Raw genomic sequence first — 23,869 nt, forward strand, 5'->3', positions numbered from 1 at the left:
GATTCAGAAGGCGACGCGCGCGGTGCGCAGCAACGCGGCAGTCTCAAAAAGGGGCAGACCCATGATACCCGAATGGGAACCGTCGATTCGCTCGATGAATTCGGCCGCGCGTCCCTGGATCGCGTAGGCGCCCGCCTTGCCGAACGGTTCGCGGGTGTCGACGTAGCGCTCGAACGCGTCGCGCGGCGCGGCCGAAAAGCGCACCGACGAGCGCGACAGCGCGGGCGGCAGCAGTTCGCCGTCGGCGCCGACCACCGCGACGGCGGTCAGCACCTCGTGTTCGCGGCCTGCGAGGCGGGTCAGCATCGCGAGCGCGTCGTCGGCATCGGCCGGCTTGCCGAGGATCGCGCCGTCGATGGTCACCGTGGTGTCCGCAACCAGCACCGGCGCGGCCGGCTTGCCGCTCGCGACGAGACGCGCCCGCGCGGCCTCCGCCTTCGCGACGGTCACGCGCTGCACGTACGCATCGGCGGCTTCGCCGGGCAGCTCGGCTTCGAGCGCCTCCGCGTCCTCGTCGGGGCGCGGCAGCAGCAATTCGAAGCGCACGCCGATCTGCTGCAGCAGCTCCTGGCGGCGCGGGCTTTGCGAAGCGAGGTAAAGGGTCGGGAAAAGGGCAGGGGGCGTGCTGGACGGCATGGTGTCGTTATCTCGTTGAGCGCGCGCGGCGCGCGTCCCGAGGACGGCACGTCATGCGCGATGGTAGGGGTGATTCTGCGTGATGCTCCACGCGCGGTAAAGCTGTTCGGCGAGCAGCACGCGCACCATCCCGTGCGGCAGCGTCATGCTCGAGATGCGCAGCAGCAGGTCGGCGCGCGCCTTGAGTTCCGGATCGAGCCCGTCGGCACCGCCGATCACGAACGCGACGTCACGGCCGTCCTGCTGCCAGCCGGGCAGCGCCTGCGCGAGCTGCATGGTGGTCCAGTCGCGGCCGCGCTCGTCGAGCGCGACGATGCGCGCGCCCTTCGGCAGCGCGGCCTCGATCTTCTGCCGCTCGGCCGCCATCACGCTTTCCGCGCTGCGGCCGCCCGAACGCAGTTCGGGCTTGATCTCGCGCAGTTCGATGCGCAGCTCGGGCGGCATCCGCTTCGTGTATTCGTCGAAGCCGGACGCGATCCAGCCGGGCATCTTGTGGCCGACCGCGAGGATGAAAAGCTTCATCGGGACGACTCGCTGCGGCTCAGCGGCGGCGGGCAGCCGTCTTGCGCGCCGGGCGTGCGGGCGCTTCTTCCTCGTCGTCCTCTTCTTCGCTGGCGGTAGCGAGACCGTTCGGACCCTTGCCGCCGCCGAGCTTCATCCGCACGGGCTTGTCGCCCCAGATTTCCTCGAGGTTGTAGTACTGGCGCAGCGCCGGTTGCAGGATGTGCACGATCGCGTCGCCGCAGTCGACCAGCACCCATTCGCCGGTGTCTTCGCCCTCGGAGCTGACGATGTCGCCGCCGGCTTCCTTGACCTTGTCGCGCACGCTCGACGCGAGCGCCTTGGTCTGGCGGTTCGACGTGCCCGACGCGACGATCACGCGGTCGAACAGTTCGGTCAGGTGGCTGGTGTTGAACACCTTGATGTCTTGCGCCTTGATGTCTTCGAGAGCGTCGACGATCACGCGCTGCAGTTTGCGGATATCCATGGAATCAGGAATGGTAGAGACGATGTTGAAGAATATAGGCCCAGACGGCGGCCGGCACATGCTCGGCCGACGCATCGGGCATTTGCGCGCGACGCGCGATGCATTCGCGCAGGTGTGCGCGGATGTCGGTTGCGGCGATATCGAACGCCAGCGTCGTGTCGATCAGCAGGTGGCCGGCCGGCGTCGCTTTCAGCACGTCGGCACCGGCCTGCCGCCGCGCGATTTCCTGCGCGACGTCCGGCGGCGCCGCGCCGAGGTCGAAGCCCGGGCGCGTCGACGCGCACACGTGCGCGTAGTCGAACAGCTTGCGCCAGTCGCGCCACGTGTCGAGCCGCACCAGCTGGTCGGCGCCGATCAGCAGCGCCAGCGACGCATCGGGGCCGATCCGCTCGCGCCAGCGTGCGAGCGTCTCGACCGTATAGGTCGGCCCCGCGTGCTCGATCTCGTCGGTCGCGACGGTGACCGTCACGCCGGGCAGCGACAGCGAGCCGGCAGCGGCGCGCGTCATCGCGAGCCGATGTTCGGCGGCCGACACGTCGCGCTTCTGGTACGGCTGCCCGGCGGGCAGCAGCGCGAGTTCGGTCAGGCCGAGCACGTCGGCGAACCGGCGCGCGAGCGCGAGGTGGCCGTCGTGGATCGGGTCGAACGTGCCGCCCAGCAGGCCGATACGACGTGACAGCGGCTGCGGGGCGGGGCGGGTGGTGGTGTCCAGAAAAACGTGTCCTGTTCTTGAGGCGGCGGGGCGCGGCGGGCTCAGACCCAGTCGCGCGGCACGAGGAACTCGCTCAGGCGCGCTTCCGGCGAGCCCGGCTCGGGCTGCCAGTCGTAACGCCAGTGCGCGACCGGCGGCATCGACATCAGGATCGACTCGGTCCGGCCGCCGCTTTGCAGCCCGAACAGCGTGCCGCGGTCGAACACGAGGTTGAATTCGACGTAGCGGCCGCGCCGGTAAGCCTGGAAGTCGCGTTCGCGCTCGCCGTACGGCAGCGCGACACGGCGTTCGACGATCGGCAGGTACGCGTTCAGGAACGCGTCGCCGACGCTTTGCATCATCTCAAACGAGCGTTCGAATCCGGGCTCGGAGAAATCGTCGAAGAAGATCCCGCCGATGCCGCGCGTCTCGTTGCGGTGCTTCAGGAAGAAATACTCGTCGCACCACGTCTTGAAGCGCGGGTAGAGCTCGGCGCCGAACGGATCGAGCGCGTCCTTGCAGGTCTGGTGGAAATGCCGCGCGTCGTCCTCGAACGGATAAACCGGTGTCAGATCCATGCCGCCGCCGAACCAGAAGATCGGCGCCTCGCCGGGCTTCGTCGCGATCAGCATCCGCACGTTCATGTGCACGGTCGGGCAGTACGGGTTGCGCGGATGCAGCACGAGCGACACGCCGAGCGCCTCGAAGCCGCGGCCGGCCAGCTGCGGGCGCGCGGCGCTCGCCGACGGCGGCAGCGCATCGCCGGCGACGTCGGAAAAACCGATCCCCGCGCGCTCGAACACGCGGCCGCCTTCGAGAATCCGCGTGCAGCCGCCGCCGCGCAGGCGTTCCTCGGGCCCGCGCTGCCACGCGTCGGTCGCGAGCGGCGTGCCGTCGAGCGCGCCGAGCGCGTCGGCGATGCGTGTCTGCAGGCCCTGGAGATACGTGCGCACGCGCGCCACGTCGTAGGTCGAATCGGTCATGTCTGGACTGGCTGCCCCCGCGCGAAGCGGGGGCCGTAAAAAAGGCATCTGCCGGGCATTCTATCGAACCCCGGCAGAGGAGGCCGCCGTTTGCGACGGCAAAGCGGCGGTCAGGGTGTTACGTGCTCTTGCGATTCAGCGCGCGGAAGCCGATGTCGCGGCGGTACTGCATGCCTTCGAAATTGATCTGGTTGATCGTGTCGTACGCATGCTGCTGCGCTTCGCGCACCGAATCGGCGAGGCCGACCACGCACAGCACACGGCCGCCGGACGTCGTCAGCTTGTCGCCGTCGAGCGTCGTGCCCGCATGGAACGTCACGGCCTGCTCGGTCTCGGCCGGGATCCCGTTGATGCGGTCGCCCTTGCGCGGCGCGTCCGGATAGCCGTGCGCGGCCAGCACGACGCCGAGCGCGGTGCGGCGGTCCCAGTCGAGCTCGACCGTGTCGAGCGTGCCCGCGATCGCCTGTTCGACGACCTTCGAGAAATCGCTCTTCAGGCGGGCCATGATCGGCTGCGTCTCGGGGTCGCCCATCCGGCAGTTGAATTCCAGCGTGCGCGGATTGCCTTCCTTGTCGATCATCAGGCCCGCATACAGGAAGCCCGTGAAGCGGATGCCGTCCTTCTCCATCCCGCGCACCGTCGGCATGATGATTTCGCGCATCACGCGTGCGTGCATCTGCGGCGTGACGATCGGCGCGGGCGAGTAGGCGCCCATGCCGCCCGTGTTCGGGCCGCGGTCCTCGTCGAGCAGGCGTTTGTGGTCCTGGCTCGAGGCCAGCGCCAGCGCGTGCTTGCCGTCGACCATCACGATGAAGCTCGCTTCCTCGCCATCGAGGAATTCCTCGATCACGACGCGCGCGCCGGCGTCGCCCAGCTTGTTGCCCGACAGCATCATGTCGACCGCGGCATGCGCTTCTTCCAGCGTCATCGCGACGACGACGCCCTTGCCGGCCGCGAGGCCGTCGGCCTTCACGACGATCGGCGCGCCTTTCGCGTCGAGGTACGCGTGCGCGGCGGCCGCGTCGGAGAAGGTTTCGTAGTCGGCGGTCGGGATGCCGTGGCGCTTCATGAACGCCTTCGCGAAATCCTTCGAGCTTTCGAGTTGCGCGGCTTCGCGGGTCGGGCCGAATACCTTGAGGCCGCGCGCGCGGAACAGGTTGACGATGCCGGCCGCGAGCGGCGCTTCCGGCCCGACGAGCGTGAACGCGACGCCTTCGCTTTCCGCGAAATCGGCCAGCGCGTCGAGCGACGTGATGTCGACGTTCTTCAGACGCTCGTCCTGCGCCGTGCCGCCATTGCCGGGCGCGACGTAGACCATCTGGACGCGCGGCGACTGCGCGAGCTTCCACGCCAGTGCATGTTCGCGACCGCCGGAACCGACGACGAGTAGTTTCATGGGATTCCCCGCAGACTAGAAAACAGGGCGGCCGGCACGCTCAGGCGCGCCGGCCGCGAAATCGGTCGGGCCGCCGTCGCAACGCTGCGCACGGCGGCCGGCATCTCATTCCTCGACGATGACGGCGTTCGTATACACCTCCTGCACGTCGTCGAGGTTCTCGAGCGCGTCCAGGAGCTTCTGCATCTTCGCCGCATCGTCGCCGGTAAATTCGACTTCGTTCTGCGGCTTCATCGTCACTTCGGCGAGTTCGGCCTTGAAGCCCGCGGCTTCGAGCGCGTCCTTCACTGCCGAGAACGCCTGCCAGTCGCACAGCACTTCGATCGAGCCGTCGTCGTTCGTGCTGACGTCGTCCGCGCCGGCTTCGAGCGCCGCTTCCATCAGCGCGTCTTCCGACGTGCCGGGCGCGAACAGGAACTGGCCGACGTGATCGAACATGAACGCGACCGAACCGTCGGTGCCCATGTTGCCGCCGAACTTCGAGAATGCGTGACGGACTTCCGCGACCGTGCGGGTGCGGTTGTCGGTCAGCGTGTCGACGATGATCGCCGCGCCGCTGATGCCGTAGCCTTCATAACGGATTTCTTCGTAGTTCGCGCCGTCCGCGCCGCCGACGCCGCGGTCGATCGCGCGCTTGACGTTGTCCTTCGGCATGTTCGCGTCGGCCGCCTTGTCGACCGCGAGACGCAGGCGCGGGTTCGAACTCGCGTCGCCGCCGCCGAGGCGGGCCGCGACCTGGATTTCCTTGATCAGTCGGGTCCAGATCTTGCCGCGCTTCGCGTCGGCTGCTGCCTTCTTATGCTTGATGTTGGCCCATTTCGAATGACCAGCCATACCTTTCTCCGTGCCCGGGCGCGCTGCGCGGGCGATTGTGCCAATGTGTCGTTGAATCGGCGGCCGTCTGGGCGGGCATGAAGCCGCGGGGCCGCGCGTGTCGAGTGGAACGTGATTTTATCACGCGGCGACCGTCGCTTCGGGGCCGCCGCGCATGGCCGAACGGCCGGGCGGGCCGTTGCGGCGTGCCGGGCCGCGCGGCCCGGCGTCGTCGTATGTCAGTTCTTGGTGCCGAACAGGCGGTCGCCCGCGTCGCCCAGGCCCGGTACGATGTACGCATGCTCGTTCAGGTGCGAGTCGAGCGACGCGACGAACAGCTTCACGTCCGGGTGCGCGTCCTGGAACACCTGCACGCCCTCGGGCGCGGCGACCAGCGCGACGAACATGATGTTCGCGGCCGGCACGTTGCGGCGCTTGAGCACGTCGACCGCGTGCACGGCCGAATAGCCGGTCGCGACCATCGGGTCGCACAGGATGAAGATGCGATCCTCGAGATCGGGCAGGCGCACCAGGTATTCGACCGGGCGGTGATCTTCGGCGCGGTACACGCCGATGTGGCCGACGCGCGCGGACGGCACCAGGTCGAGCAGGCCGTCCGACATCCCGATGCCGGCGCGCAGCACGGGCACGATCGCGAGCTTCTTGCCCGCGATCACCGGCGCGTCGACCGCCACCAGCGGGGTTTCGACCCGCTTGGTCGTGATCGGCAGGTTGCGGGTGATCTCGTAACCCATCAGCAGCGTGATCTCGCGCAGCAGTTCGCGGAACGTGCGCGTCGACGTGTCCTTGTCGCGCATGTGGGTCAGCTTGTGCTGGATCAGCGGATGATCGGTGATGAAGAGATTCGGGAAACGGCTGTCCTGTTTCATGACGGGGTGCCTTGGCGGCAAAAGGGGATCGGGGGCGGCGCCGGCGCCAGGCCGGCCGCCGCTCATGGCCGCAATTTTACCAAGGCGCGCCACGTGATCCGGATATTATCGACGTCTCACGACAATCCGCGCGCCGTGTTCGCCCGCTCGCGACCGTTCGCGACCGTTCGCCCGCCCGGCGAACCGGCCTGCGACCCGTCGGCGACCGGCCCGTCCGGCGCGCGTCGCCATAAAGGAATCGACGATGGATCTCGGCATCGCAGGAAAGACCGCGCTCGTGTGCGCGGCGAGCAAGGGGCTCGGGCGCGGCTGCGCGGAAGCGCTGGCCGCCGAGGGCGTGAACCTCGTGATCGTCGCGCGCACGCGCGACACGCTGGAGGAAACCGCGGAGGAGATCCGCGCCGGGTCGAACGTGTCGATCACCGCCGTCGCCTGCGACATCACGACGCCCGACGGCCGCGCGGCCGCGCTCGCCGCGTGCCCGCAGCCGGACATTCTCGTGACGAATGCCGGCGGGCCGCCGCCCGGCGATTTCCGCGATTTCTCGCACGACGACTGGATCCGCGCGCTCGAGTCGAACATGCTGACGCCGATCGAGCTGATCCGCGCGACCGTCGACGGGATGATCGGCCGCGGCTTCGGCCGGATCGTCAACATCACGAGTTCGGCCGTGAAGGCGCCGATCGACGTGCTCGCGCTGTCGAACGGCGCGCGCTCGGGGTTGACCGGCTTCGTCGCGGGGCTGTCGCGCAAGGTCGCGGGGCAGGGCGTGACGATCAACAACCTGCTGCCCGGGCTGTTCGACACCGACCGGATCGCGACGACGCTCGCCGCGTCGGCGAAGGCGCAGGGCGTGAGCGTCGACGAGATGCGCGCGCGGCGCGCGAAGGAAATCCCGGCCGGGCGCCTCGGCACGCGCGCCGAATTCGGCGCGGCGTGCGCGTTCCTCTGCAGCGTGCATGCAGGCTATATCACCGGGCAGAACTGGCTGCTCGACGGCGGCGCGTATCCGGGCACGTTCTGACGCGCGCACCGCCGTTCACATATACGACAACAATCGACCCACGAAGGAAACGGAGATGAGCAAACCCCGCATCGCACTGATTGCGCACGACGCGAAGAAGGACGAGATCGTCGCGCTCGCGGGCCAGTACCGCGCGACGCTCGCGCAATGCCGGCTGGTCGCGACGGGCACGACGGGCGGCCGCATCGCCGCCGCGCACGGGCTCGAGGTCGAGCGCAAGCTGTCGGGGCCGCAAGGCGGCGACCTGCAGATCGGTGCGGAGCTGGCCGAAGGCCGCGTCGACATCGTCGTGTTCCTGCGCGACCCGATGACCGCGCAGCCGCACGACCCGGACATCACCGCGCTGGTGCGCGCATGCGACGTGCACGACGTGCCGGTCGCGACCAACGTCGCGACCGCGCGGATGCTGCTCGACGATCTGGCGCGCAACATGCAGGACGTTTGCTAGGCGTTCGGCACGCGTGAGTGTGCGTGCTTGCCGCCATCTGTCGTGTGGATGACATGTGACGGATGGCGGTGAGCGTTGATAGCGCCGAAACAGGCGCGGATTGCGATGCCCGAGATCGCGGCCGGTCGCTCATCGTAACGACCAGAACCACACGGTCGATGCAGCCCAGTAGCAATCCGAACTGCAGAGGGCGCGGGCGCCATCGATCAGGTCGATGTGTCCGCCGCGGCCGTTCATGTATCCGGGGATGTTCCAGAAGGCCACGATGCCCTTTCTGGCGGCAATGCCGGTCGTCGCATCGTCTCGCCGGAACACTTCAGCCTTGCCGAAATAGGCCGGCTCCGCCAGCATGTTGGCCAGCCTCACCTGGCCGGCTTCAATTCGCCGTCCGCGGTGCGCCCCTTCTGAATGACGAGGCCGCCGCGCAATGTCATTCCGCTCTTGACGAGTGCCAGGCTGATCCGAATGGCGCACGTATTTGCATACGCCGGATTGGCGACCAGGTCTTGCCAGCCGAGCTCCTCGTATAGCGCTTCCCTGGATACCGTCCTGTTGTCCGGATAGTGGCTGTTCAGTAATGAGAAGTGTGGTTTCAAGCAGATCGTCCCCGATCAACGGCACGGATATTTCTGCTGCAGGATGCGGGTGATCAGGCCTGCTGCGTTTGTGCGCAGCGCATCGTTCGGCAGTTTTCGAAGACCGCCGATCACTTCCGAATCGATCTCTCCGGATTTGAGGCGCCCGTTGTCGCACCAGTCCTTGCCTTCGGTCATGTCGGCCACGCCGGCCAGATAACCGGTCATGACGTGGCGCTCGGCGTCGGCGTACGGATTGTTGTCCGTACGGCTGATGCCGTTGAGCAGCCGCGCACCGTCGACGCGTGGGAGCGCGGCTCCGTTCACGATGCCGATACCTGCCGACAACGATGCGAAAACAAATGCATGGCGGATGCAAAGGGCGTTCATGGCATGGGGTTCGTGAATTCGGTGCAAAGCAAAATAGCACGCTCACCGTCCCGGGAATCTCCATGGACCGCATGATTTCGCGGGGGACCGCACGGTGCAATGGGTGGCGACGCTTTGCCATCGCTGAATGGACAGCCATTCGTCCGACCCGAAGATGATTCCTTGAACGTGGCGAAATGTTGCACGTGGGGCACGCACCGCACGCGAGACGAGCGCAAGGTCGCGACGGATCGGATGGCGCACCATCCGCCGGAATGCACGTCACGTGCCGATCGTCTTTCGCGAAGACCCTACGGTCGTGAAGGGATTGCCGCGGCGTGCAGCACGAGCGCGCGCGACGCGCGAAAATCACGCGCAGTGTCCCGCGTCTGCCCGCCTCGCCGTTCGGGGGCAGCGACGTATTTGCCGAACCGAATTTCCAGACAAGCGAGGAGCGAAACGATGCCGAAAGCAATCCGATACGACCAGGCAGGCGGCCCGGACGTGATGAAGTGGGTCGACGTCGAGGTCAGCGAGCCGCAGGCGGGCCAGGTCCGCGTCAAGCAGCATGCGGTCGGGCTCAACTATATCGACGTGTATTTCCGCACCGGCCTCTATCCGCAGCCGTTGCCCGCCGGGCTCGGGATGGAGGCGGCCGGCGAGGTGACGGCGGTCGGCGATGACGTGACCGCGTTCAAGCCCGGCGACCGCGTCGCCTATGTGTGGTCGTCGCCCGGCGCGTACGCGCAGGAGCGCGTGCTGCCCGCCGACCGCCTCGTCAAGCTGCCGGACGGCATCAGCTACGACGCAGCGGCGTCGGTGATGCTGCAGGGCCTGACCGCGCACTACCTGCTGCGCCGCACGTATCCGGTCAAGGCCGGCGACACGATCCTGATCCATGCCGCGGCGGGCGGCGTCGGCCTGCTGGTCTGCCAGTGGGCGAAGGCGCTCGGCGCAACGGTGATCGGCACGGTCGGCTCCGACGAGAAGGCCGAACTCGCGAAAGCGCACGGCTGCGACCACCCGATCGTCTACACGCGCGAGAATTTCACGCAGCGCGTGAGGGCGATCACGAACGATGCGCTCGTGCCGGTCGTCTACGATTCGATCGGCAAGGACACCTACATCGGTTCGCTCGACTGCCTCGCGCCGCTCGGGCTGTTCGTCAGCTTCGGCAACGCGTCGGGCCCGCTGCCGCCGATCGACTCGAAGGAGCTCTCGTCGCGCGGTTCGCTGTTCTTCACGCGGCCGACGCTGTTCTCGTACATCGCGAAGCGCGCCGATCTCGAAGCCGCGGCCGCCGAGCTGTTCGACGTGATCCTGTCGGGCAAGGTGAAGACGAGCATCAACCAGCGCTATCCGCTCGCGGAAGTCGGCCGCGCGCATGCCGACCTCGAGTCGCGCAAGACGACCGGCTCGACGATCCTAATTCCCTGACGCATCCCGTCGCGCCGGCACCACGCCGGCGCGCACCCTGGCGGGCGGCGACGGTCGCCGTCGGTCCAGTCTTCGTCTCGACCGACGTTCGGTCCGCTGTTCCGCCCGCTGTCCCGCCGCCGTTCCACCCGCCGTCCCCCGCCGTCCGCCGCCGTCCGCCGCCGTCCGCCGCCGCACGCGTTTACGCGTTTTTTATACTGGCCCGATGACCTTTGACCCGTCCTTTACGCGCGTTCCCATAAGGTTCTAGTCGTCCGATTTCGACGACGGAGAACACAAAAATGGATGGGGTTTTCATCGGCGCACTGGTGCTGTTCACAGCGCTGATCCTCGGTTTGCTTGCCGGTTGCGAGAAGCTCGCGCAATACGGCCGCGGGGGGCGCGCATGACCTGGATGCTTTGGCTGGCGGGTGCCTCGACGGCCCTGCTGTTCGCGTATCTCGTCTTTGCGCTGCTGCGCGCGGAGGACATCGAATGAACGCGAACAACCTGTTGCAGACGCTGCTGTTCATCGTCGTGCTGCTTGCGGCGGCCGTGCCGGTCGCGCGCTACCTGACGGCCGTGATGGACGGCAGCTCGCGCGTCGTGCGCGTGTTCGGACCGCTCGAGCGCGTGCTGTACCGCATCGCCGGCGTCGACGCCGGCACCGAGATGAACTGGAAGCGCTACGCGATCGCGACGATCGCATTCAACGCGCTCGGCGCGCTGTTTCTCTACGGCCTGCTGCGCCTGCAGGGTTTCCTTCCCGGCAATCCGCAGCAGTTCGGCGCGATGACGACTGACGGCGCATTCAACACGGCCGTCAGCTTCGTCACCAACACGAACTGGCAGGACTACACGCCCGAGCAGACCGTCAGCTACCTGACGCAGATGCTCGGCCTGACGGTGCAGAACTTCCTGTCGGCCGCGACCGGCATCGTCGTCGTGATCGCGCTGATCCGCGGCTTTGCGCGTCACACCGCGCAGACGATCGGCAACTTCTGGGTCGACCTCACGCGCGTGACGCTGTACGTGCTCGTGCCGATGGCGGCGCTCGTCGCCGCGCTGTTGATGAGCCAGGGCGTGATTCAGAACATGAAGTCCTACCAGGACGTGCCGGTGCTGCAGACGAGCACCTATGCTGCGCCGAAGCTCGACGCGCAGGGCAACCCGGTGAAGGACGACAAGGGTAACGCGGTCACGGTGCCGACGCAGCTGACGAAGCAGACACTCGCGATGGGCCCGGTCGCGTCGCAGGAAGCGATCAAGATGCTCGGCACCAACGGTGGCGGCTTCTTCAACGCGAACTCCGCGCATCCGTACGAGAACCCGACGCCGTTCGCCAACTTCATCCAGATCTTCGCGATCCTGATCATTCCGGCCGCGCTGTGCCTCGTGTTCGGCCGGATGATCGGCGACCGCCGGCAGGGCATCGCGGTGCTCGCGGCGATGACGGTCGCGTTTGCGGTCGCGATCGGCGTCGAGGTGAGCGCCGAGCAGGCCGGCAACCCGGCGCTCGCCGCGCTGCACGTCGACCAGTCGACGAGCACGCTGCAGCCGGGCGGCAACATGGAAGGCAAGGAAACGCGCTTCGGCATCGCGCAGACCGGCATCTTCACGGTCGCGACGACGGCCGCGTCGTGCGGCGCGGTCGACACGATGCACGATTCGCTGACGCCGCTCGGCGGTCTCGTGCCGATGCTGCTGATGCAGCTCGGCGAGGTGATCTACGGCGGTGTCGGGTCCGGTCTCTACGGGATGCTGGTGTTCGCGCTGCTCGCGGTGTTCGTCGCGGGCCTGATGATCGGCCGCACGCCGGAATACGTCGGCAAGAAGATCGAGTCGTACGAGATGAAGATGGTGTCGATCGTCGTGCTGCTCACGCCGCTGCTCGTCTTGGTCGGCACGTCGATCGCGGTGCTGGCCGACGCGGGCCGTGCCGGCATCGCGAACCCGGGCCCGCACGGCTTCTCGGAAATCCTGTACGCGTTCAGCTCGGCCGCGAACAACAACGGCAGCGCGTTCGCGGGCCTGACGGTCGGCACGCCGTTCTACAACTGGATGACCGCGATCGCGATGTGGTTCGGCCGCTTCGGCACGATCGTGCCGGTGCTGGCGATCGCCGGCTCGCTCGCCGCGAAGAAGCGCATCGCGGTGACGAGCGGCACGCTGCCGACCCACGGCCCGCTGTTCGTCGTGCTGCTGCTCGGCACCGTGATGCTGGTGGGCGCGCTGACCTACGTGCCGGCGCTCGCGCTCGGCCCGGGCGTCGAGCATCTGATGATGTGGCTGGGCGCATGACGCACGAGCGCATGGCGACACCTTGCAAAGACTGAAGAGATTGAAGAGATCGCAATGACTCAACATTCCGCAACACGGTCCATGTTCGATCCGGCGCTGCTGCGCCCGGCGATCGTGGATTCGTTCAAGAAACTCACGCCGCGCACGCAGTTCCGCAACCCGGTGATGTTCTGCGTGTACGTCGGCAGCATCCTGACCACGATCCTGTGGATCGCGGCGCTCGCCGGCCAGGCCGAGGCGCCGGCGGGCTTCATCCTCGCGATCGCGCTGTGGCTGTGGTTCACCGTGCTGTTCGCGAACTTCGCCGAAGCGCTCGCCGAAGGGCGCTCGAAGGCTCAGGCCGCGTCGCTGCGCAGCGCGAAGAAGGACGTGATGGCGAAGAAGCTCAACGAGCCGCATCCGAAGTCGCCGATCCGCATCACGACCGCGTCGGACCTGCGTAAAGGCGACGTCGTGCTGGTCGAGGCCGGCGACGTGATTCCGGCCGACGGCGAAGTCGTCGACGGCGTCGCGTCGGTCGACGAATCGGCGATCACCGGCGAATCCGCGCCGGTGATCCGCGAATCGGGCGGCGACTTCTCGTCGGTGACCGGCGGCACGCGCGTGCTGTCCGACTGGATCGTCGTGACGGTCACCGCGAACCCCGGCGAGGCGTTCCTCGACCGGATGATCGCGATGGTCGAGGGCGCGAAGCGCAAGAAGACGCCGAACGAGGTCGCGCTGACGATCCTGCTCGTCGCGCTGACGATCGTGATGCTGCTCGCGACCGCGACGCTGCTGCCGTTCTCGATGTTTTCGGTCGACGCGATGAAGGCCGGCCACGTGGTGACGATCACCGCGCTCGTCGCGCTGCTGGTGTGCCTGATCCCGACGACGATCGGCGGGCTGCTGTCGGCGATCGGCGTGGCCGGGATGAGCCGGATGATGCAGGCGAACGTGATCGCGACGTCGGGCCGCGCGGTGGAAGCGGCCGGCGACGTCGACGTGCTGTTGCTCGACAAGACCGGCACGATCACGCTCGGCAACCGCCAGGCGTCGATGTTCGTGCCCGCGCCGGGCGTGAGCGAGGAGGCGCTGGCCGATGCGGCGCAGCTGTCGTCGCTCGCCGACGAGACGCCGGAAGGCCGCAGCATCGTCGTGCTCGCGAAGGAACGCTTCAACATCCGCCAGCGCGACATGGCGCAGCTGCATGCGACCTTCCTCGGCTTCTCCGCGCAGACGCGGATGAGCGGCGTCGATCTCCCGGGTCGCGAGATCCGCAAGGGTGCGGCCGATGCGATCCGCCGCTACGTCGAGACGCACGGCAGCCGCTTCCCGGATGAAGTGCGCCGCGCGGTCGACGACGTCGCGCGCCGCGGCAGCACGCCGCTCGTCGTGGCCGACCTGCACGACGGCGTGGCGCGCGTGCTCGGCGTGATCGAGCTGAAGGACATCGTGAAGGGCGGCATCAAGGAGCGCTTCGCGGAACTGCGCAAGATGGGCATCAAGACCGTGATGGTGACGGGCGACAACCGGCTGACGGCCGCGGCGATCGCGGCGGAAGCGGGCGTCGACGACTTCCTCGCGGAAGCGACGCCGGAAACCAAGCTCGCGACGATCCGCGAGCACCAGGCGGCGGGGCGCCTCGTCGCGATGACGGGCGACGGCACCAACGACGCGCCGGCGCTCGCGCAGGCCGACGTGGCGGTGGCGATGAACACCGGCACGCAGGCGGCGAAGGAAGCCGGCAACATGGTCGACCTCGATTCGAACCCGACGAAGCTGATCGAGATCGTCGAGATCGGCAAGCAGATGCTGATGACGCGCGGGTCGCTGACGACGTTCTCGATCGCGAACGACATCGCGAAGTACTTCGCGATCATCCCGGCCGCGTTCGTGACGACGTACCCGCAACTGCGCGTGCTCGACATCATGCATTTGACGTCGCCGGCCTCCGCGATCCTGTCCGCGGTGATCTTCAACGCGCTGATCATCGTCGCGCTGATCCCGCTCGCGCTGAAGGGCGTCACCTACCGGCCGCTCGGCGCCGCGTCGCTGCTGCGCCGCAACCTGCTGGTGTACGGTCTCGGCGGCGTGCTGCTGCCGTTCCCGTTCATCAAGCTGATCGACATGACGCTCGCCGCGCTCGGCTGGGCCTGATGTGCCGCATTTGAAGGAACCCTCATGAAAACGTTGATTCGCCCGCTCCTCGTGATCTTTGTCGTCCTGACCGCCGTGACGGGGCTCGCCTATCCGGCCGTGATGACCGTGTTCGGCCAGGCCGTGTTTCCGTCGCAGGCGAACGGCAGCCTGATCGAGCAGGGCGGCCGCGCGGTCGGCTCCGCGCTGATCGGCCAGCAGTTCGACGCGCCGAAGTATTTCTGGGGCCGCCTGTCGGCCACGTCGCCGATGCCGTACAACGCGACCGGCTCCGGCGGCTCGAACCTCGGCCCGCTGAACCCGTCGCTCGCCGACCAGGTGAAGGCGCGCATCGCCGCGCTGCGCGACGCCGGCACCGACATGTCGAAGCCCGTGCCGGTCGACCTCGTGACGGCGTCGGCGAGCGGCCTCGATCCGGAGATCACGCCGGCCGCCGCCGCGTACCAGGTCGAGCGCGTCGCGAAGGCGCGCAACCTGACCGCCGACGCGGTCGCGCAGCTCGTCGCCGCGAACACGGCGGGCCGCCAGTTCGGCGTGCTCGGCGAGCCGCGCGTGAACGTGCTGAAGCTGAACCTCGCGCTCGACGCGGCGCAGGCCGCGCACTGAACGCGCGGCCGGGCTCCCGGCGCGGCAACCGGCGTGCGGCGCGGCCCGATCCGCGCCGCACGCGCTTGTCCGACGGCGCATGCGCCGTCTTTGCCTTTTGCGGCGATTTGGAACCACAATGACAGTACTCGTTCGCCATCCCGCGTTTCGCCTTCCTGACGCATGAACCGCCCCGATCCCGACCAACTCCTCGACAAGCTGCAGCGCGACGAAGAAAAGCAGCGGCGCGGCCAGCTGAAGATCTTCTTCGGCGCGTCCGCCGGCGTCGGCAAGACCTATGCGATGCTGCAGGCCGCGCGCCAGCGGCTGCAGGACGGCGTCGACGTCGTCGTCGGCATCGTCGAGACCCACGGCCGCGGCGAAACCGCCGCACTGCTCGACGGCCTCGACGTGCTGCCGCTCGCGCGCATCGAGTATCGCGGCCGCACGCTCGCCGAATTCGATCTCGACGGCGCGCTCGCGCGCGCGCCGCAATTGATCCTCGTCGACGAACTCGCGCATTCGAACGTGCAGGGCGCGCGCCACCTGAAGCGCTGGCAGGACGTCTACGAACTGCTCGACGCGGGCATCGACGTGTACACCACCGTCAACGTGCAGCACCTCGAAAGCCTGAACGACGTGGTCGGCGCGATTACCGGCATCCGCGTGTGGGAAACCGTGCCCGACCGCGTGTTCGACGCGGCCGACGAAGTCACGCTGGTCGACCTGCCGGCCGAGGAACTGCTCGAGCGGATGCGCGACGGCAAGGTCTATCTCGCGCAGCAGGCCGAGCGCGCGGTGCGCAACTTCTTCCGCAAGGGCAACCTGATCGCGCTGCGCGAGCTGGCGCTGCGGCGCACGGCCGATCGCGTCGACGCGCAGATGCGCGAGTACCGCGCCGACCGTTCGATCCAGCGCATCTGGCAGGCGCGCGAGCGGCTGCTCGTGTGCGTCGGGCCGGGCCCCGAGGCGCCGACGCTCGTGCGCGCGGCCGCGCGGCTCGCGGCGAGCCTGAAGGCCGACTGGATCGCCGTGTACGTCGAGACGCCGCGGCTGCAGCGGCTGCCCGACGCGCGGCGGCAGCGCACGCTCGACGCGTTGAAACTCGCGGCCGAGCTCGGCGCGGAGACGGCCACGCTCGCGGGCGACGACGCGGTTGCCGCGCTGATCGGCTATGCGAAGGTGCGCAACGTGTCGAAGCTCGTCGCGGGCGGCTCGCCGAAGGTCGGGCTCGCGCGCCGCTTCGCGCGGCCGTTCGGCGAACAGCTCGCCGAACGCGCGGGCGACGTCGACCTGATGCTGATCCGCGCGTCGGCGAGCGACGAGGTGCGCGCGGCGCCGCTCGACGCGCGCGCACGCGACTGGCGCGACGCGTTCGCGCAATTCGGGTTGCGGCGTTCGCCGCCGCGCCACTACCTGTACGCCGCCGCGATCTGCGCGGCGATCACCGGTGTCGCGAGCGTCGTGTCCGAGCGGCTCGACCTCACGAACCTCGTGATGCTGTACCTGCTCGGCGTCGTGTTCTCGGCCGTGCGGCTCGGGCGCGGCCCGGGCGTGCTGCAGTCGTTCTTGTCGGTCGCCGCGTTCGATTTCTTCTTCGTGCCGCCGCGCATGTCGTTCTCGGTCAGCGACACGCAGTACCTGCTGACCTTCTTCGGGATGCTGCTGACGTCGCTCGTGATCAGTCACCTGACGTCGACGCTGACGCGCCAGGCGAGCATCGCGCAGCGCCGCGAGCGCCGCACCGGCGCGATCTACGCGATGGCGCGCGAGCTCGGCGCGGCGCTGACGACCGAGCAGATCGTCGAGATCGGCAGCCGCCACGTGGGCGAGGTGTTCCGCGCGCGCGTCGCGTTCCTGCTGCCCGACAGCGCGGACCAGGTGCGGCAGAAGATCGAGGAACCCGACGCGGCCGTCACGCTGACGGGCGCGGATCTCGACAGCGACGTCGGCCAGTGGGTGTACGACCAGCAGAAGCCGGCCGGCCGCGGCACCGACACGCTGCCCGCCGCCGCCGCGCTGTACCTGCCGCTGAAGGCGCCGATGCGCACGCGCGGCGTGCTCGCGGTCGCGTCGCGCGAGCCGCGCGAACTCGAGGTGCCCGAGCAGCAGCGGATGCTCGACGCGTTCGCCGCGCAGATCGCGCTTGCGCTCGAACGCGTGCACTACGTCGAGATCGCGCGCGACGCGCTCGTCAACATGGAATCCGAGCGGCTGCGCAACTCGCTGCTGTCGGCGATCTCGCATGACCTGCGCACGCCGCTCACGACGATCGTCGGCTTTTCGTCGATGCTCGCGAACGGTCGCGCGGCCGCGCAGGACGGCGACGCCGCGGCGGCCGAACGCTTCGCGCAGCGCGAGGGCGAGCTGGTCGACGCGATCCACGACGAGGCGCTGCGGATGACGGGCATCGTCACCAACCTGCTCGACATGGCGCGGCTGCAGGCCGGCAGCCTGCAGCTCAAGCGCCAGTGGTCGCTGCTCGAGGAAACCGTCGGCGCCGCGCTCGCCGCGTGCAAGCGCGTGCTCGCGCGGCATCCGGCGCGCGTGTCGCTGCCGGCCGACCTGCCGCTCCTGCAGATGGACGCGGTGCTGATGGAGCGGCTGTTCACCAACCTGTTCGAGAACGCGGCGAAATACACACCGGCCGACGCGCCGATCGACATCGGCGCCGAACGCGTGACCGACGACGGCCAGCCCTTCGTGCGCGTGCACGTCGACGATCACGGCCCGGGCCTGCCGGCCGGGATGGAAACGCGGATCTTCGACAAGTTCACGCGCGGCGAGAAGGAATCGGCGACGCCGGGCATCGGGCTCGGCCTCGCAATCTGCCGCGCGATCGTCGAAGCGCATGGCGGTCGAATCGGCGCGCTCAACCGTACCGCGCCCGACGGCCGCGTGACGGGCGCGCGCTTCTGGTTCACGCTGCCGGTCGACACGCCGCCGGCCGTGCCTGCCGTACCCGACGACGAAATCGACGTGCCCGGCGCGTCGTCTCCCTCCGAGCCATTGCCAGACCATGAGTGAACCGAGCCTGACCGTCGTCCTGATCGAGGACGAAAAACAGATCCGCCGCTTCGTGCGCGCCGCGCTCGAAGAGGAGGACATCGCCGTGTTCGAGGCGGAGACGGGCAAGCAGGGATTGATCGACGCGGCGACCCGCAAGCCCGATCTCGTGATCGTCGACCTCGGCCTGCCCGACACCGACGGCCTCGACGTGATCCGCGAGCTGCGCGGCTGGTCCGAGGTGCCGGTGATCGTGCTGTCCGCGCGCACCCAGGAGGAGGAGAAGGTCGCCGCGCTCGATGCCGGCGCCGACGACTACCTGACCAAGCCGTTCGGCGTGTCCGAGCTGCGCGCGCGGATCCGCGCGCAACTGCGCCGGCGCAACCAGGGCGGCGCGAACGAGTCGCCGAAGGTGAGCTTCGGCACGGTGAGCGTCGATCTCGCGCTGCGCCAGGTGTGGCGCGACGGCGAGATCGTGCACCTGACGCCGCTCGAGTACCGGCTGCTCGCGACGCTCGTGCGGCACGCGGGGCGCGTGCTCACGCATCGCCAGCTGCTGCGCGACGTGTGGGGGCCGTCGCACGTCGAGAGCCATCACTATCTGCGCATCTACATGGCGCACCTGCGCCAGAAGCTCGAGCGCGATCCCGCGCAGCCCGAGCATATCGTCACCGAAACGGGCGTCGGCTACCGGCTCGTCGGCGCCGCGTGACGTCCGCGGCGCGCCGCGCGATGCGGCCGGAATGCAAGGCCGCACGCCGGTGAAGTTGCATCGGCGCGACATTGCCGCCGCATGCGCCGGCCGCGCACACCGGCCACGGATTCCCCGCTATGCTGACCGTTCCGCGAACGAAATCGAGGAGCGTGCAATGTCCGTCCGTCTGGTCGTCATCTGTGCGCTGGCGCTCGCTGCGCCCGGCGCGTTTGCCCAGCCGCTGCCGCCCGGGCAGCAGCCTTCGGCGCCGCAACAGGCGCTCGCCAATCCCGCGTCGGTCAACTGCGAGAAGCTCGGCGGCCGCCACGTGATCCGCAACCTGTCGAGCGGGCAGGTCGGCATGTGCGTGTTCAAGGACGGCCGGGTGTGCGACGAATGGGCGCTGTACCGCGACGACCGCTGCGTGGGCGGCGGCGGCGCCAAACGCGTGTCGAACTGAGACCGGGCGCGGCCGGGCGGCGGCGCGCGGGCCATGCGTCGCAGCGATCCCCCCGTTCGCCCCCGGCCGGCGCATCCGGCATGCCCGTAAGCGTCTTGTTATACTCGGCGCCGCCCGGGGACGACCCCGGGCCATTCGCTTCAACGGGGACGGCCCCATCCGATCCGGAGTACGTCGAGATGGCGTGGGTATGGTTGTTGATCGCCGGTTTGCTGGAAGTGGCCTGGGCGGCCGGCATGAAATCGTCCGAGGGTTTCACGAAGCTCGGACCGTCGGTGGTGACGATCGTGGCGGCGCTCGCCAGCTTCGGGCTGCTCGCGGTCGCGATGCGCCAGTTGCCGCTCGGCACCGCGTATGCGGTATGGACGGGCATCGGCGCGGTCGGCGCGTTCGTGTTCGGGATCGTGATGATGGGCGAGGCGCTCACCGCCGCCCGCGTCGCGAGCGCGTCGCTGATCGTGCTCGGGCTGATCGGCCTGAAGTTGTCGTCGGCTGCGTGACGCCGCCGCGCCGGCCGGCGCCCGCGCCCGGCCGTGACGCACTGCGGAATTGCGGCGGCCCGCCTGCCAGCCTGTCTATAATGGAACGCATTCGGGCCTGAATGCCGCTGCGCCGTTCCCGGCAGGCGGCACCGGTTGCCACGCGCCGCGCGGCCGGTCATACCGACTCGATCCGATCAATCGGCAAAGCGCACGGAAAGTGCAAGGAGAGGGCCATGATCGAAGCCATTTCGCTCGGCGCGGGGCTCGCGTGGGCGAGCGGGCTGCGCCTTTACCTGACGGTGCTGATCGCCGGCGTGCTCGCGCGGGTCGGCTGGCTCCATCTGCCCGACACGCTGGCGGTCCTGACGTCGCCGTGGGTCATCGGCGCCGCCGCCGTGCTCGCCGTCACCGAATTCCTTGCCGACAAGATTCCCGCGTTCGATTCGCTGTGGGACGCGGTCCACACCTTCATCCGCATTCCGGCCGGCGCGGTGCTGGCCGCCGGTGCGCTCGGCCATGCCGACCCGACCGTGCTCGCGGTCGCCGGGCTGGCCGGCGGCTCGCTCGCCGGTGCCGCGCACGTCGCGAAGGCCGGCACGCGCGCGCTGATCAACCTGTCTCCCGAGCCGATCTCGAACTGGGTCGCATCGTCCACCGAAGACGGCCTCGTGTTCGGCGGCCTCGCACTCGCGTTCTTCGTTCCGCTTGCGTTCCTCGTGCTGCTCGCGGCGTTCATCGCGGCATCGGCCTGGGCGCTGCCGCGTCTGTGGCGCGGCGTGTCGGGCGGCTTCCGCGGGATGGCGAACCACATGGTGTCGCGGCTCAACTCGATCGGGGGCAAGCGCGATTGAAGGCGCCGTCAACCGCCGAGCGGCAGCGTCCTGACCTTTCGCCGGCCGGGCGGCCCGGCCATGCCGGCCGCTTCGGCTGGCACGACCTGATCCGCCAGGCCGCACGGATGACCGCACGCGACTGGCGTGCCGGCGAACTGACGCTGCTGGTGCTCGCGCTGGTGCTCGCGGTCGCCGCGCTGACGAGCGTCGGTTTCCTCGCCGACCGGTTGCGCCAGGGGCTTGAGCGCGACGCGCGCCAGATGCTCGGCGCCGATTTCGTCGTGCGTGCCGACCATCCCGTCGATCCGTCGTTCGATCGCGAGGCGCGCGCACTCGGCCTGCGCACCGCGACGACCGCGATCTTCCCGAGCATGATCGCGTCGGCCGCCGGCCGGCAGGCGAGCGACGCGGCGCCCGCGCGCCTCGCGGCCGTGAAGGCCGTGTCGCCCGGCTATCCGCTGCGCGGCGCGGTCGAGATCGTGCCGGCCGGCACCGCCGCCGCGCACAAGGCGGCCGCGATTCCCGCGCCCGGCACCGTGTGGGCCGATCCCGCGCTGCTCGATGCTTTGCATCTGAAGGCGGGGGATACCGTGCGTGTCGGGTTGCGCACGTTCACGGTCGCCGCGTCGATCTCCCGCGAACTCGATCGCGGCTTCTCGTTCGTCAATTTCTCGCCGCGGCTGATGATGCGCGCGGACGAGCTTGCCGCGACCGGGCTCACCGGCTACGGCAGCCGCGTCACGTACCGGCTGCTGGTCGCCGGCGACCCGGCGGCCGTCGCGCGCTTCGAGGCCTATGCGCACGGGCGCGTCGACGGCGGCAAGCTGCGCGGCGTCGGTCTCGAATCGCTGCAGGAAGGCCAGCCGCAGGTGCGCCAGACGCTCGATCGCGCGCGCCATTTCCTGACGCTCGTCGCGCTCCTGACCGCATTGCTCGCGGCGGTCGCGATCGCGATGGCCGCGCAGCGCTACATGCGGCGCCATCTGGACGGCTGCGCGACGATGCGCTGCCTCGGCGTGAGCCGGCGCACGCTCGGCGCGCTGTTCGCGCTCGAATTCGCCGGCCTCGGCATCGTCTCGGGCGTCGCCGGCGCGGTGCTCGGCTACGGCGGCCACTGGGCGCTCCTGGCGGCGCTCGGCCGCCTGATCGACGTCGCGCTGCCGCCGCCGACGCTGTGGCCCGCGCTCGTCGGCATCGGCACCGCGCTCGTGCTGCTGCTCGGCTTCGCGTTGCCGCCGCTCGCGCCGCTCACGCGCGTGCCGCCGGTGCGCGTGTTGCGGCGCGACTGGGGGGACGCGTCGCGCACCGCGTGGGCCGCGTATGCGCTCGGTGTCGTGCTGTTCGCGGGGCTGCTGATCGTCGCGGCGGGCAACCTGAAGCTCGGGCTGATCGTCACGGGCGGGTTCGCCGGCGCCCTGGTCGGTTTCTCGCTGATCGCGCGGCTCGTGCTGTACGCGGCGGCGCACGCGGTGCGCGATGCGCGCGTGGCGGCGGGCATCGGCTGGCGCTATGCGCTCGCGTCGCTGCACCGGCGCGGCACGGCGAGCGCGCTTCAGATCACCGCGCTCGCGCTGGGCCTGATGTGCCTGCTGCTGATCGCGATCACGCGCAACGATCTCGTCGCCGGCTGGCGGCAGTCGATGCCGCCCGATGCACCGAACCAGTTCCTGATCGACATCCAGCCCGACCAGCGCGACGACGTCGCGGCGTGGCTCGCCGCGCACGGCGTGCGCGATGCGGTGCCCGCGCCGACGGTGCGCGGCCGGCTCGTCGCGATCAACGGCAAGCCGGTGAACCCGCAAGCGTATCCGTCCGACGAGGCGCGCCGGCTCGTCGATCGCGAGTTCAACCTGTCGTATACGACCGAGCTGCCGCCCGACAACCGGATCGTCGCAGGCGACTGGTTCGGCAATTCGGCCAGCCCGCAGATCTCGATCGAGGCCGGGCTGGCGCAGACGCTGAACGTGAAGCCGGGCGACACGCTGCGCTTCGACGTGACGGGGCTGACGGTCGATGCGCCGATCACCAGCGTGCGCAAGCTCGACTGGGGCACGTTCCGCGTCAACTTCTTCGTGCTGATGCCGCCTCCGGTGCTGAAGGATTTCCCGGCCGTCTACCTGACGAGCTTCCACCAGCCGGCCGAGCAGGCGGCGCTGCTCGATCCGCTGATCGCGCGCTACCCGAACCTGACCGCGATCGACATCGCGCCGATCCTCGCGCAGCTGCAACGGATGATGCTGCAGGTGGTCGGCGCGGTGCAGTTCCTGTTTGCGTTCACGCTCGCGGCGGGCGTGCTGGTGCTGTACACGGCGCTGGCGGGCTCGCGCGACGAGCGCGTGCGCGAGGCCGCGCTGCTGCGCGCGCTCGGCGCGTCGCGCGCGCAGGTCAATGCGGTGCAGCGCGCGGAATTCATCGTCGTCGGCGCGCTGGCCGGCGCACTGGCTGCGGCGGGGGCGATCGCGGTCGGCTGGGTGCTCGCGTCGCGCGTGTTCGAGTTCCGGCTCGCCGTCAATCCGTGGCTCGTGCCGGCCGGCATCGCGGCCGGCGTCGCGTGCGCCGGTGCGGCCGGCTGGCTGAGCCTGCATAATGTGTTGCGGCGCCCGGCGCTGCAGTCGCTGCGCGACGCTTGAGCGTCGCCGGCGGCCCCGACTATCCCGTTTCCGATTATCCGTATGACCGATGTGAATGATGAAGCGCCGTCGCAGCCGACGGCGTTCGAGCTCGTGGGCGGCGAAGCCCGCGTGCGCGAGATGGTGGACCGTTTTTACGACCTGATGGACCTCGAGCCCGAGTTCGCGGAGATTCGCGCGCTGCATCCGGCGTCGCTCGACGGCTCGCGCGACAAGCTGTTCTGGTTCCTGTGCGGCTGGCTCGGCGGCCCCGATCACTACATCAGCCGGTTCGGCCATCCGCGGCTGCGCGCCCGGCACCTGCCGTTCCCGATCGCGTCGGTCGAGCGCGATCAGTGGCTGCGCTGCATGGCGTGGGCGATGGAGGACGTCGGGTTGCCCGAGCCGCTGCGCGAACGGCTCATGCATTCGTTCTACGACACGGCCGACTGGATGCGCAACCGGCCCGGTTGATCGACCGGTACGCCGCAGTCCGGACGCCGGGCGAACTGCGTCTGGGCGGCCGGCGCG

At 69.2% G+C, this 23,869-nt stretch carries 25 protein-coding genes; 14 read left to right on the forward strand and 11 right to left on the reverse strand.

Annotated features, from left to right (window positions below):
- Positions 1-3: 3 nt before the first annotated feature.
- The 8 genes from DIE16_RS21390 to upp form a co-directional block, all read right to left on the reverse strand.
- Positions 4-636: a nucleoside triphosphate pyrophosphatase gene (locus DIE16_RS21390; protein WP_124487210.1), complete on the reverse strand. Its 633-nt coding sequence runs from the start codon at positions 634-636 to the stop codon at positions 4-6.
- A gap of 51 nt (positions 637-687) precedes the next feature.
- Positions 688-1,158: a 23S rRNA (pseudouridine(1915)-N(3))-methyltransferase RlmH gene (gene rlmH, locus DIE16_RS21395; RefSeq protein WP_044844705.1), complete on the reverse strand. Its 471-nt coding sequence runs from the start codon at positions 1,156-1,158 to the stop codon at positions 688-690.
- A 19-nt stretch (positions 1,159-1,177) separates the two neighbouring features.
- Complete coding sequence (gene rsfS, locus DIE16_RS21400) at positions 1,178-1,624, reverse strand: ribosome silencing factor (RefSeq protein ID WP_044844704.1); 447 nt, start codon at positions 1,622-1,624, stop codon at positions 1,178-1,180.
- 4 nt (positions 1,625-1,628) lie between these two features.
- Positions 1,629-2,336, reverse strand: a complete 708-nt coding sequence (locus DIE16_RS21405) for a nicotinate-nucleotide adenylyltransferase (RefSeq protein ID WP_124893355.1) — start codon at positions 2,334-2,336, stop codon at positions 1,629-1,631.
- 41 nt (positions 2,337-2,377) lie between these two features.
- A complete protein-coding gene (gene hemF / locus DIE16_RS21410; protein WP_124667534.1) occupies positions 2,378-3,298 on the reverse strand; it encodes an oxygen-dependent coproporphyrinogen oxidase in 921 nt (306 codons plus the stop codon).
- Positions 3,299-3,416: 118 nt separating this feature from the next.
- On the reverse strand, positions 3,417-4,694 hold the full coding sequence (gene purD / locus DIE16_RS21415) for a phosphoribosylamine--glycine ligase (RefSeq protein WP_124487212.1): 1,278 nt from the start codon (positions 4,692-4,694) through the stop codon (positions 3,417-3,419).
- 105 nt (positions 4,695-4,799) lie between these two features.
- Positions 4,800-5,528, reverse strand: a complete 729-nt coding sequence (locus DIE16_RS21420; RefSeq protein WP_044844700.1) for a YebC/PmpR family DNA-binding transcriptional regulator — start codon at positions 5,526-5,528, stop codon at positions 4,800-4,802.
- 218 nt (positions 5,529-5,746) lie between these two features.
- Positions 5,747-6,397 (reverse strand): uracil phosphoribosyltransferase, encoded by a 651-nt coding sequence (upp, locus tag DIE16_RS21425; protein ID WP_006478229.1) that lies wholly within the window; start codon positions 6,395-6,397, stop codon positions 5,747-5,749.
- A 244-nt stretch (positions 6,398-6,641) separates the two neighbouring features.
- Between upp and DIE16_RS21430 the strand changes: the two genes are divergently transcribed.
- Together DIE16_RS21430 and DIE16_RS21435 are read left to right on the forward strand one after the other, a co-directional pair.
- A complete protein-coding gene (locus DIE16_RS21430) occupies positions 6,642-7,421 on the forward strand; it encodes an SDR family oxidoreductase (RefSeq protein WP_044844699.1) in 780 nt (259 codons plus the stop codon).
- Positions 7,422-7,476: 55 nt separating this feature from the next.
- On the forward strand, positions 7,477-7,869 hold the full coding sequence (locus DIE16_RS21435) for a methylglyoxal synthase (protein ID WP_044844698.1): 393 nt from the start codon (positions 7,477-7,479) through the stop codon (positions 7,867-7,869).
- A gap of 129 nt (positions 7,870-7,998) precedes the next feature.
- Here DIE16_RS21435 and DIE16_RS36915 read toward each other — a convergent pair whose 3' ends face one another.
- The 3 genes from DIE16_RS36915 to DIE16_RS36675 are packed head-to-tail and all read right to left on the reverse strand — an operon-like array spanning position 7,999 to position 8,834.
- A complete protein-coding gene (locus tag DIE16_RS36915; RefSeq protein WP_221625275.1) occupies positions 7,999-8,235 on the reverse strand; it encodes a T6SS effector amidase Tae4 family protein in 237 nt (78 codons plus the stop codon).
- Positions 8,232-8,465, reverse strand: a complete 234-nt coding sequence (locus tag DIE16_RS36920; protein ID WP_221625276.1) for a type VI secretion system amidase effector protein Tae4 — start codon at positions 8,463-8,465, stop codon at positions 8,232-8,234. Before DIE16_RS36920 ends, DIE16_RS36915 begins: the two co-directional genes overlap by 4 nt.
- Positions 8,466-8,480: 15 nt before the next feature.
- Positions 8,481-8,834, reverse strand: a complete 354-nt coding sequence (locus DIE16_RS36675) for a Rap1a/Tai family immunity protein (protein ID WP_185735494.1) — start codon at positions 8,832-8,834, stop codon at positions 8,481-8,483.
- A gap of 441 nt (positions 8,835-9,275) precedes the next feature.
- Here DIE16_RS36675 and DIE16_RS21445 point away from each other — a divergent pair, with 441 nt between their 5' ends.
- The 12 genes from DIE16_RS21445 (at position 9,276) to DIE16_RS21500 (ending at position 23,812) form a co-directional block, all read left to right on the forward strand.
- Positions 9,276-10,250, forward strand: coding sequence for a quinone oxidoreductase (locus DIE16_RS21445; RefSeq protein ID WP_124487215.1), 975 nt, complete (start codon positions 9,276-9,278; stop codon positions 10,248-10,250).
- Positions 10,251-10,635: 385 nt separating this feature from the next.
- A complete protein-coding gene (gene kdpF, locus DIE16_RS21450; RefSeq protein WP_006752209.1) occupies positions 10,636-10,728 on the forward strand; it encodes a K(+)-transporting ATPase subunit F in 93 nt (30 codons plus the stop codon).
- A complete protein-coding gene (gene kdpA / locus DIE16_RS21455; protein WP_124893357.1) occupies positions 10,725-12,530 on the forward strand; it encodes a potassium-transporting ATPase subunit KdpA in 1,806 nt (601 codons plus the stop codon). The genes kdpF and kdpA overlap by 4 nt, the downstream gene beginning before the upstream one ends.
- A gap of 54 nt (positions 12,531-12,584) precedes the next feature.
- Positions 12,585-14,669, forward strand: a complete 2,085-nt coding sequence (kdpB, locus tag DIE16_RS21460; RefSeq protein ID WP_124522472.1) for a potassium-transporting ATPase subunit KdpB — start codon at positions 12,585-12,587, stop codon at positions 14,667-14,669.
- 24 nt (positions 14,670-14,693) lie between these two features.
- Positions 14,694-15,275 carry a potassium-transporting ATPase subunit KdpC gene (gene kdpC, locus DIE16_RS21465; protein ID WP_124893358.1) on the forward strand — a complete coding sequence of 194 codons (582 nt, stop codon included), beginning with the start codon at positions 14,694-14,696 and terminating at the stop codon, positions 15,273-15,275.
- A 162-nt stretch (positions 15,276-15,437) separates the two neighbouring features.
- Entirely contained in the window at positions 15,438-18,281 is a 2,844-nt protein-coding gene (locus tag DIE16_RS21470) for a sensor histidine kinase KdpD (RefSeq protein ID WP_044844691.1), read from the forward strand.
- Positions 18,274-18,972: a two-component system response regulator KdpE gene (gene kdpE / locus DIE16_RS21475; protein ID WP_040127870.1), complete on the forward strand. Its 699-nt coding sequence runs from the start codon at positions 18,274-18,276 to the stop codon at positions 18,970-18,972. Before DIE16_RS21470 ends, kdpE begins: the two co-directional genes overlap by 8 nt.
- Positions 18,973-19,129: 157 nt before the next feature.
- On the forward strand, positions 19,130-19,414 hold the full coding sequence (locus DIE16_RS21480) for a DUF333 domain-containing protein (protein WP_044844690.1): 285 nt from the start codon (positions 19,130-19,132) through the stop codon (positions 19,412-19,414).
- Between the two features lie 179 nt (positions 19,415-19,593).
- Complete coding sequence (gene sugE, locus DIE16_RS21485; protein WP_044844689.1) at positions 19,594-19,914, forward strand: quaternary ammonium compound efflux SMR transporter SugE; 321 nt, start codon at positions 19,594-19,596, stop codon at positions 19,912-19,914.
- Between the two features lie 215 nt (positions 19,915-20,129).
- The gene (locus tag DIE16_RS21490) at positions 20,130-20,747 is read left to right on the forward strand and encodes a DUF4126 domain-containing protein (RefSeq protein WP_040144699.1); all 618 of its coding nucleotides are present in this window, start codon (positions 20,130-20,132) and stop codon (positions 20,745-20,747) included.
- On the forward strand, positions 20,744-23,359 hold the full coding sequence (locus DIE16_RS21495) for an FtsX-like permease family protein (protein ID WP_185735495.1): 2,616 nt from the start codon (positions 20,744-20,746) through the stop codon (positions 23,357-23,359). The genes DIE16_RS21490 and DIE16_RS21495 overlap by 4 nt, the downstream gene beginning before the upstream one ends.
- A gap of 42 nt (positions 23,360-23,401) precedes the next feature.
- The gene (locus DIE16_RS21500; RefSeq protein WP_044844686.1) at positions 23,402-23,812 is read left to right on the forward strand and encodes a group II truncated hemoglobin; all 411 of its coding nucleotides are present in this window, start codon (positions 23,402-23,404) and stop codon (positions 23,810-23,812) included.
- The last annotated feature ends 57 nt before the right edge of the window (positions 23,813-23,869 follow it).

Source organism: Burkholderia sp. Bp9090 (assembly GCF_003857985.1).
Taxonomy (GTDB): Bacteria; Pseudomonadota; Gammaproteobacteria; order Burkholderiales; family Burkholderiaceae; genus Burkholderia.

Bases quoted from the DNA above. Each gene is read 5' to 3' on its own strand.
- DIE16_RS21390 (WP_124487210.1), bottom strand. From the start codon at position 636: ATGCCGTCCAGCACGCCCCCTGCCCTTTTCCCGACCCTTTACCTCGCT.
- rlmH (WP_044844705.1), bottom strand. From the start codon at position 1,158: ATGAAGCTTTTCATCCTCGCGGTCGGCCACAAGATGCCCGGCTGGATC.
- rsfS (WP_044844704.1), bottom strand. From the start codon at position 1,624: ATGGATATCCGCAAACTGCAGCGCGTGATCGTCGACGCTCTCGAAGAC.
- hemF (WP_124667534.1), bottom strand. From the start codon at position 3,298: ATGACCGATTCGACCTACGACGTGGCGCGCGTGCGCACGTATCTCCAG.
- purD (WP_124487212.1), bottom strand. From the start codon at position 4,694: ATGAAACTACTCGTCGTCGGTTCCGGCGGTCGCGAACATGCACTGGCG.
- DIE16_RS21420 (WP_044844700.1), bottom strand. From the start codon at position 5,528: ATGGCTGGTCATTCGAAATGGGCCAACATCAAGCATAAGAAGGCAGCA.
- upp (WP_006478229.1), bottom strand. From the start codon at position 6,397: ATGAAACAGGACAGCCGTTTCCCGAATCTCTTCATCACCGATCATCCG.
- DIE16_RS21430 (WP_044844699.1), top strand. From the start codon at position 6,642: ATGGATCTCGGCATCGCAGGAAAGACCGCGCTCGTGTGCGCGGCGAGC.
- DIE16_RS21435 (WP_044844698.1), top strand. From the start codon at position 7,477: ATGAGCAAACCCCGCATCGCACTGATTGCGCACGACGCGAAGAAGGAC.
- DIE16_RS36675 (WP_185735494.1), bottom strand. From the start codon at position 8,834: ATGAACGCCCTTTGCATCCGCCATGCATTTGTTTTCGCATCGTTGTCG.
- DIE16_RS21445 (WP_124487215.1), top strand. From the start codon at position 9,276: ATGCCGAAAGCAATCCGATACGACCAGGCAGGCGGCCCGGACGTGATG.
- kdpF (WP_006752209.1), top strand. From the start codon at position 10,636: ATGACCTGGATGCTTTGGCTGGCGGGTGCCTCGACGGCCCTGCTGTTC.
- kdpA (WP_124893357.1), top strand. From the start codon at position 10,725: ATGAACGCGAACAACCTGTTGCAGACGCTGCTGTTCATCGTCGTGCTG.
- kdpB (WP_124522472.1), top strand. From the start codon at position 12,585: ATGACTCAACATTCCGCAACACGGTCCATGTTCGATCCGGCGCTGCTG.
- kdpC (WP_124893358.1), top strand. From the start codon at position 14,694: ATGAAAACGTTGATTCGCCCGCTCCTCGTGATCTTTGTCGTCCTGACC.
- DIE16_RS21470 (WP_044844691.1), top strand. From the start codon at position 15,438: ATGAACCGCCCCGATCCCGACCAACTCCTCGACAAGCTGCAGCGCGAC.
- kdpE (WP_040127870.1), top strand. From the start codon at position 18,274: ATGAGTGAACCGAGCCTGACCGTCGTCCTGATCGAGGACGAAAAACAG.
- DIE16_RS21480 (WP_044844690.1), top strand. From the start codon at position 19,130: ATGTCCGTCCGTCTGGTCGTCATCTGTGCGCTGGCGCTCGCTGCGCCC.
- sugE (WP_044844689.1), top strand. From the start codon at position 19,594: ATGGCGTGGGTATGGTTGTTGATCGCCGGTTTGCTGGAAGTGGCCTGG.
- DIE16_RS21490 (WP_040144699.1), top strand. From the start codon at position 20,130: ATGATCGAAGCCATTTCGCTCGGCGCGGGGCTCGCGTGGGCGAGCGGG.
- DIE16_RS21500 (WP_044844686.1), top strand. From the start codon at position 23,402: ATGACCGATGTGAATGATGAAGCGCCGTCGCAGCCGACGGCGTTCGAG.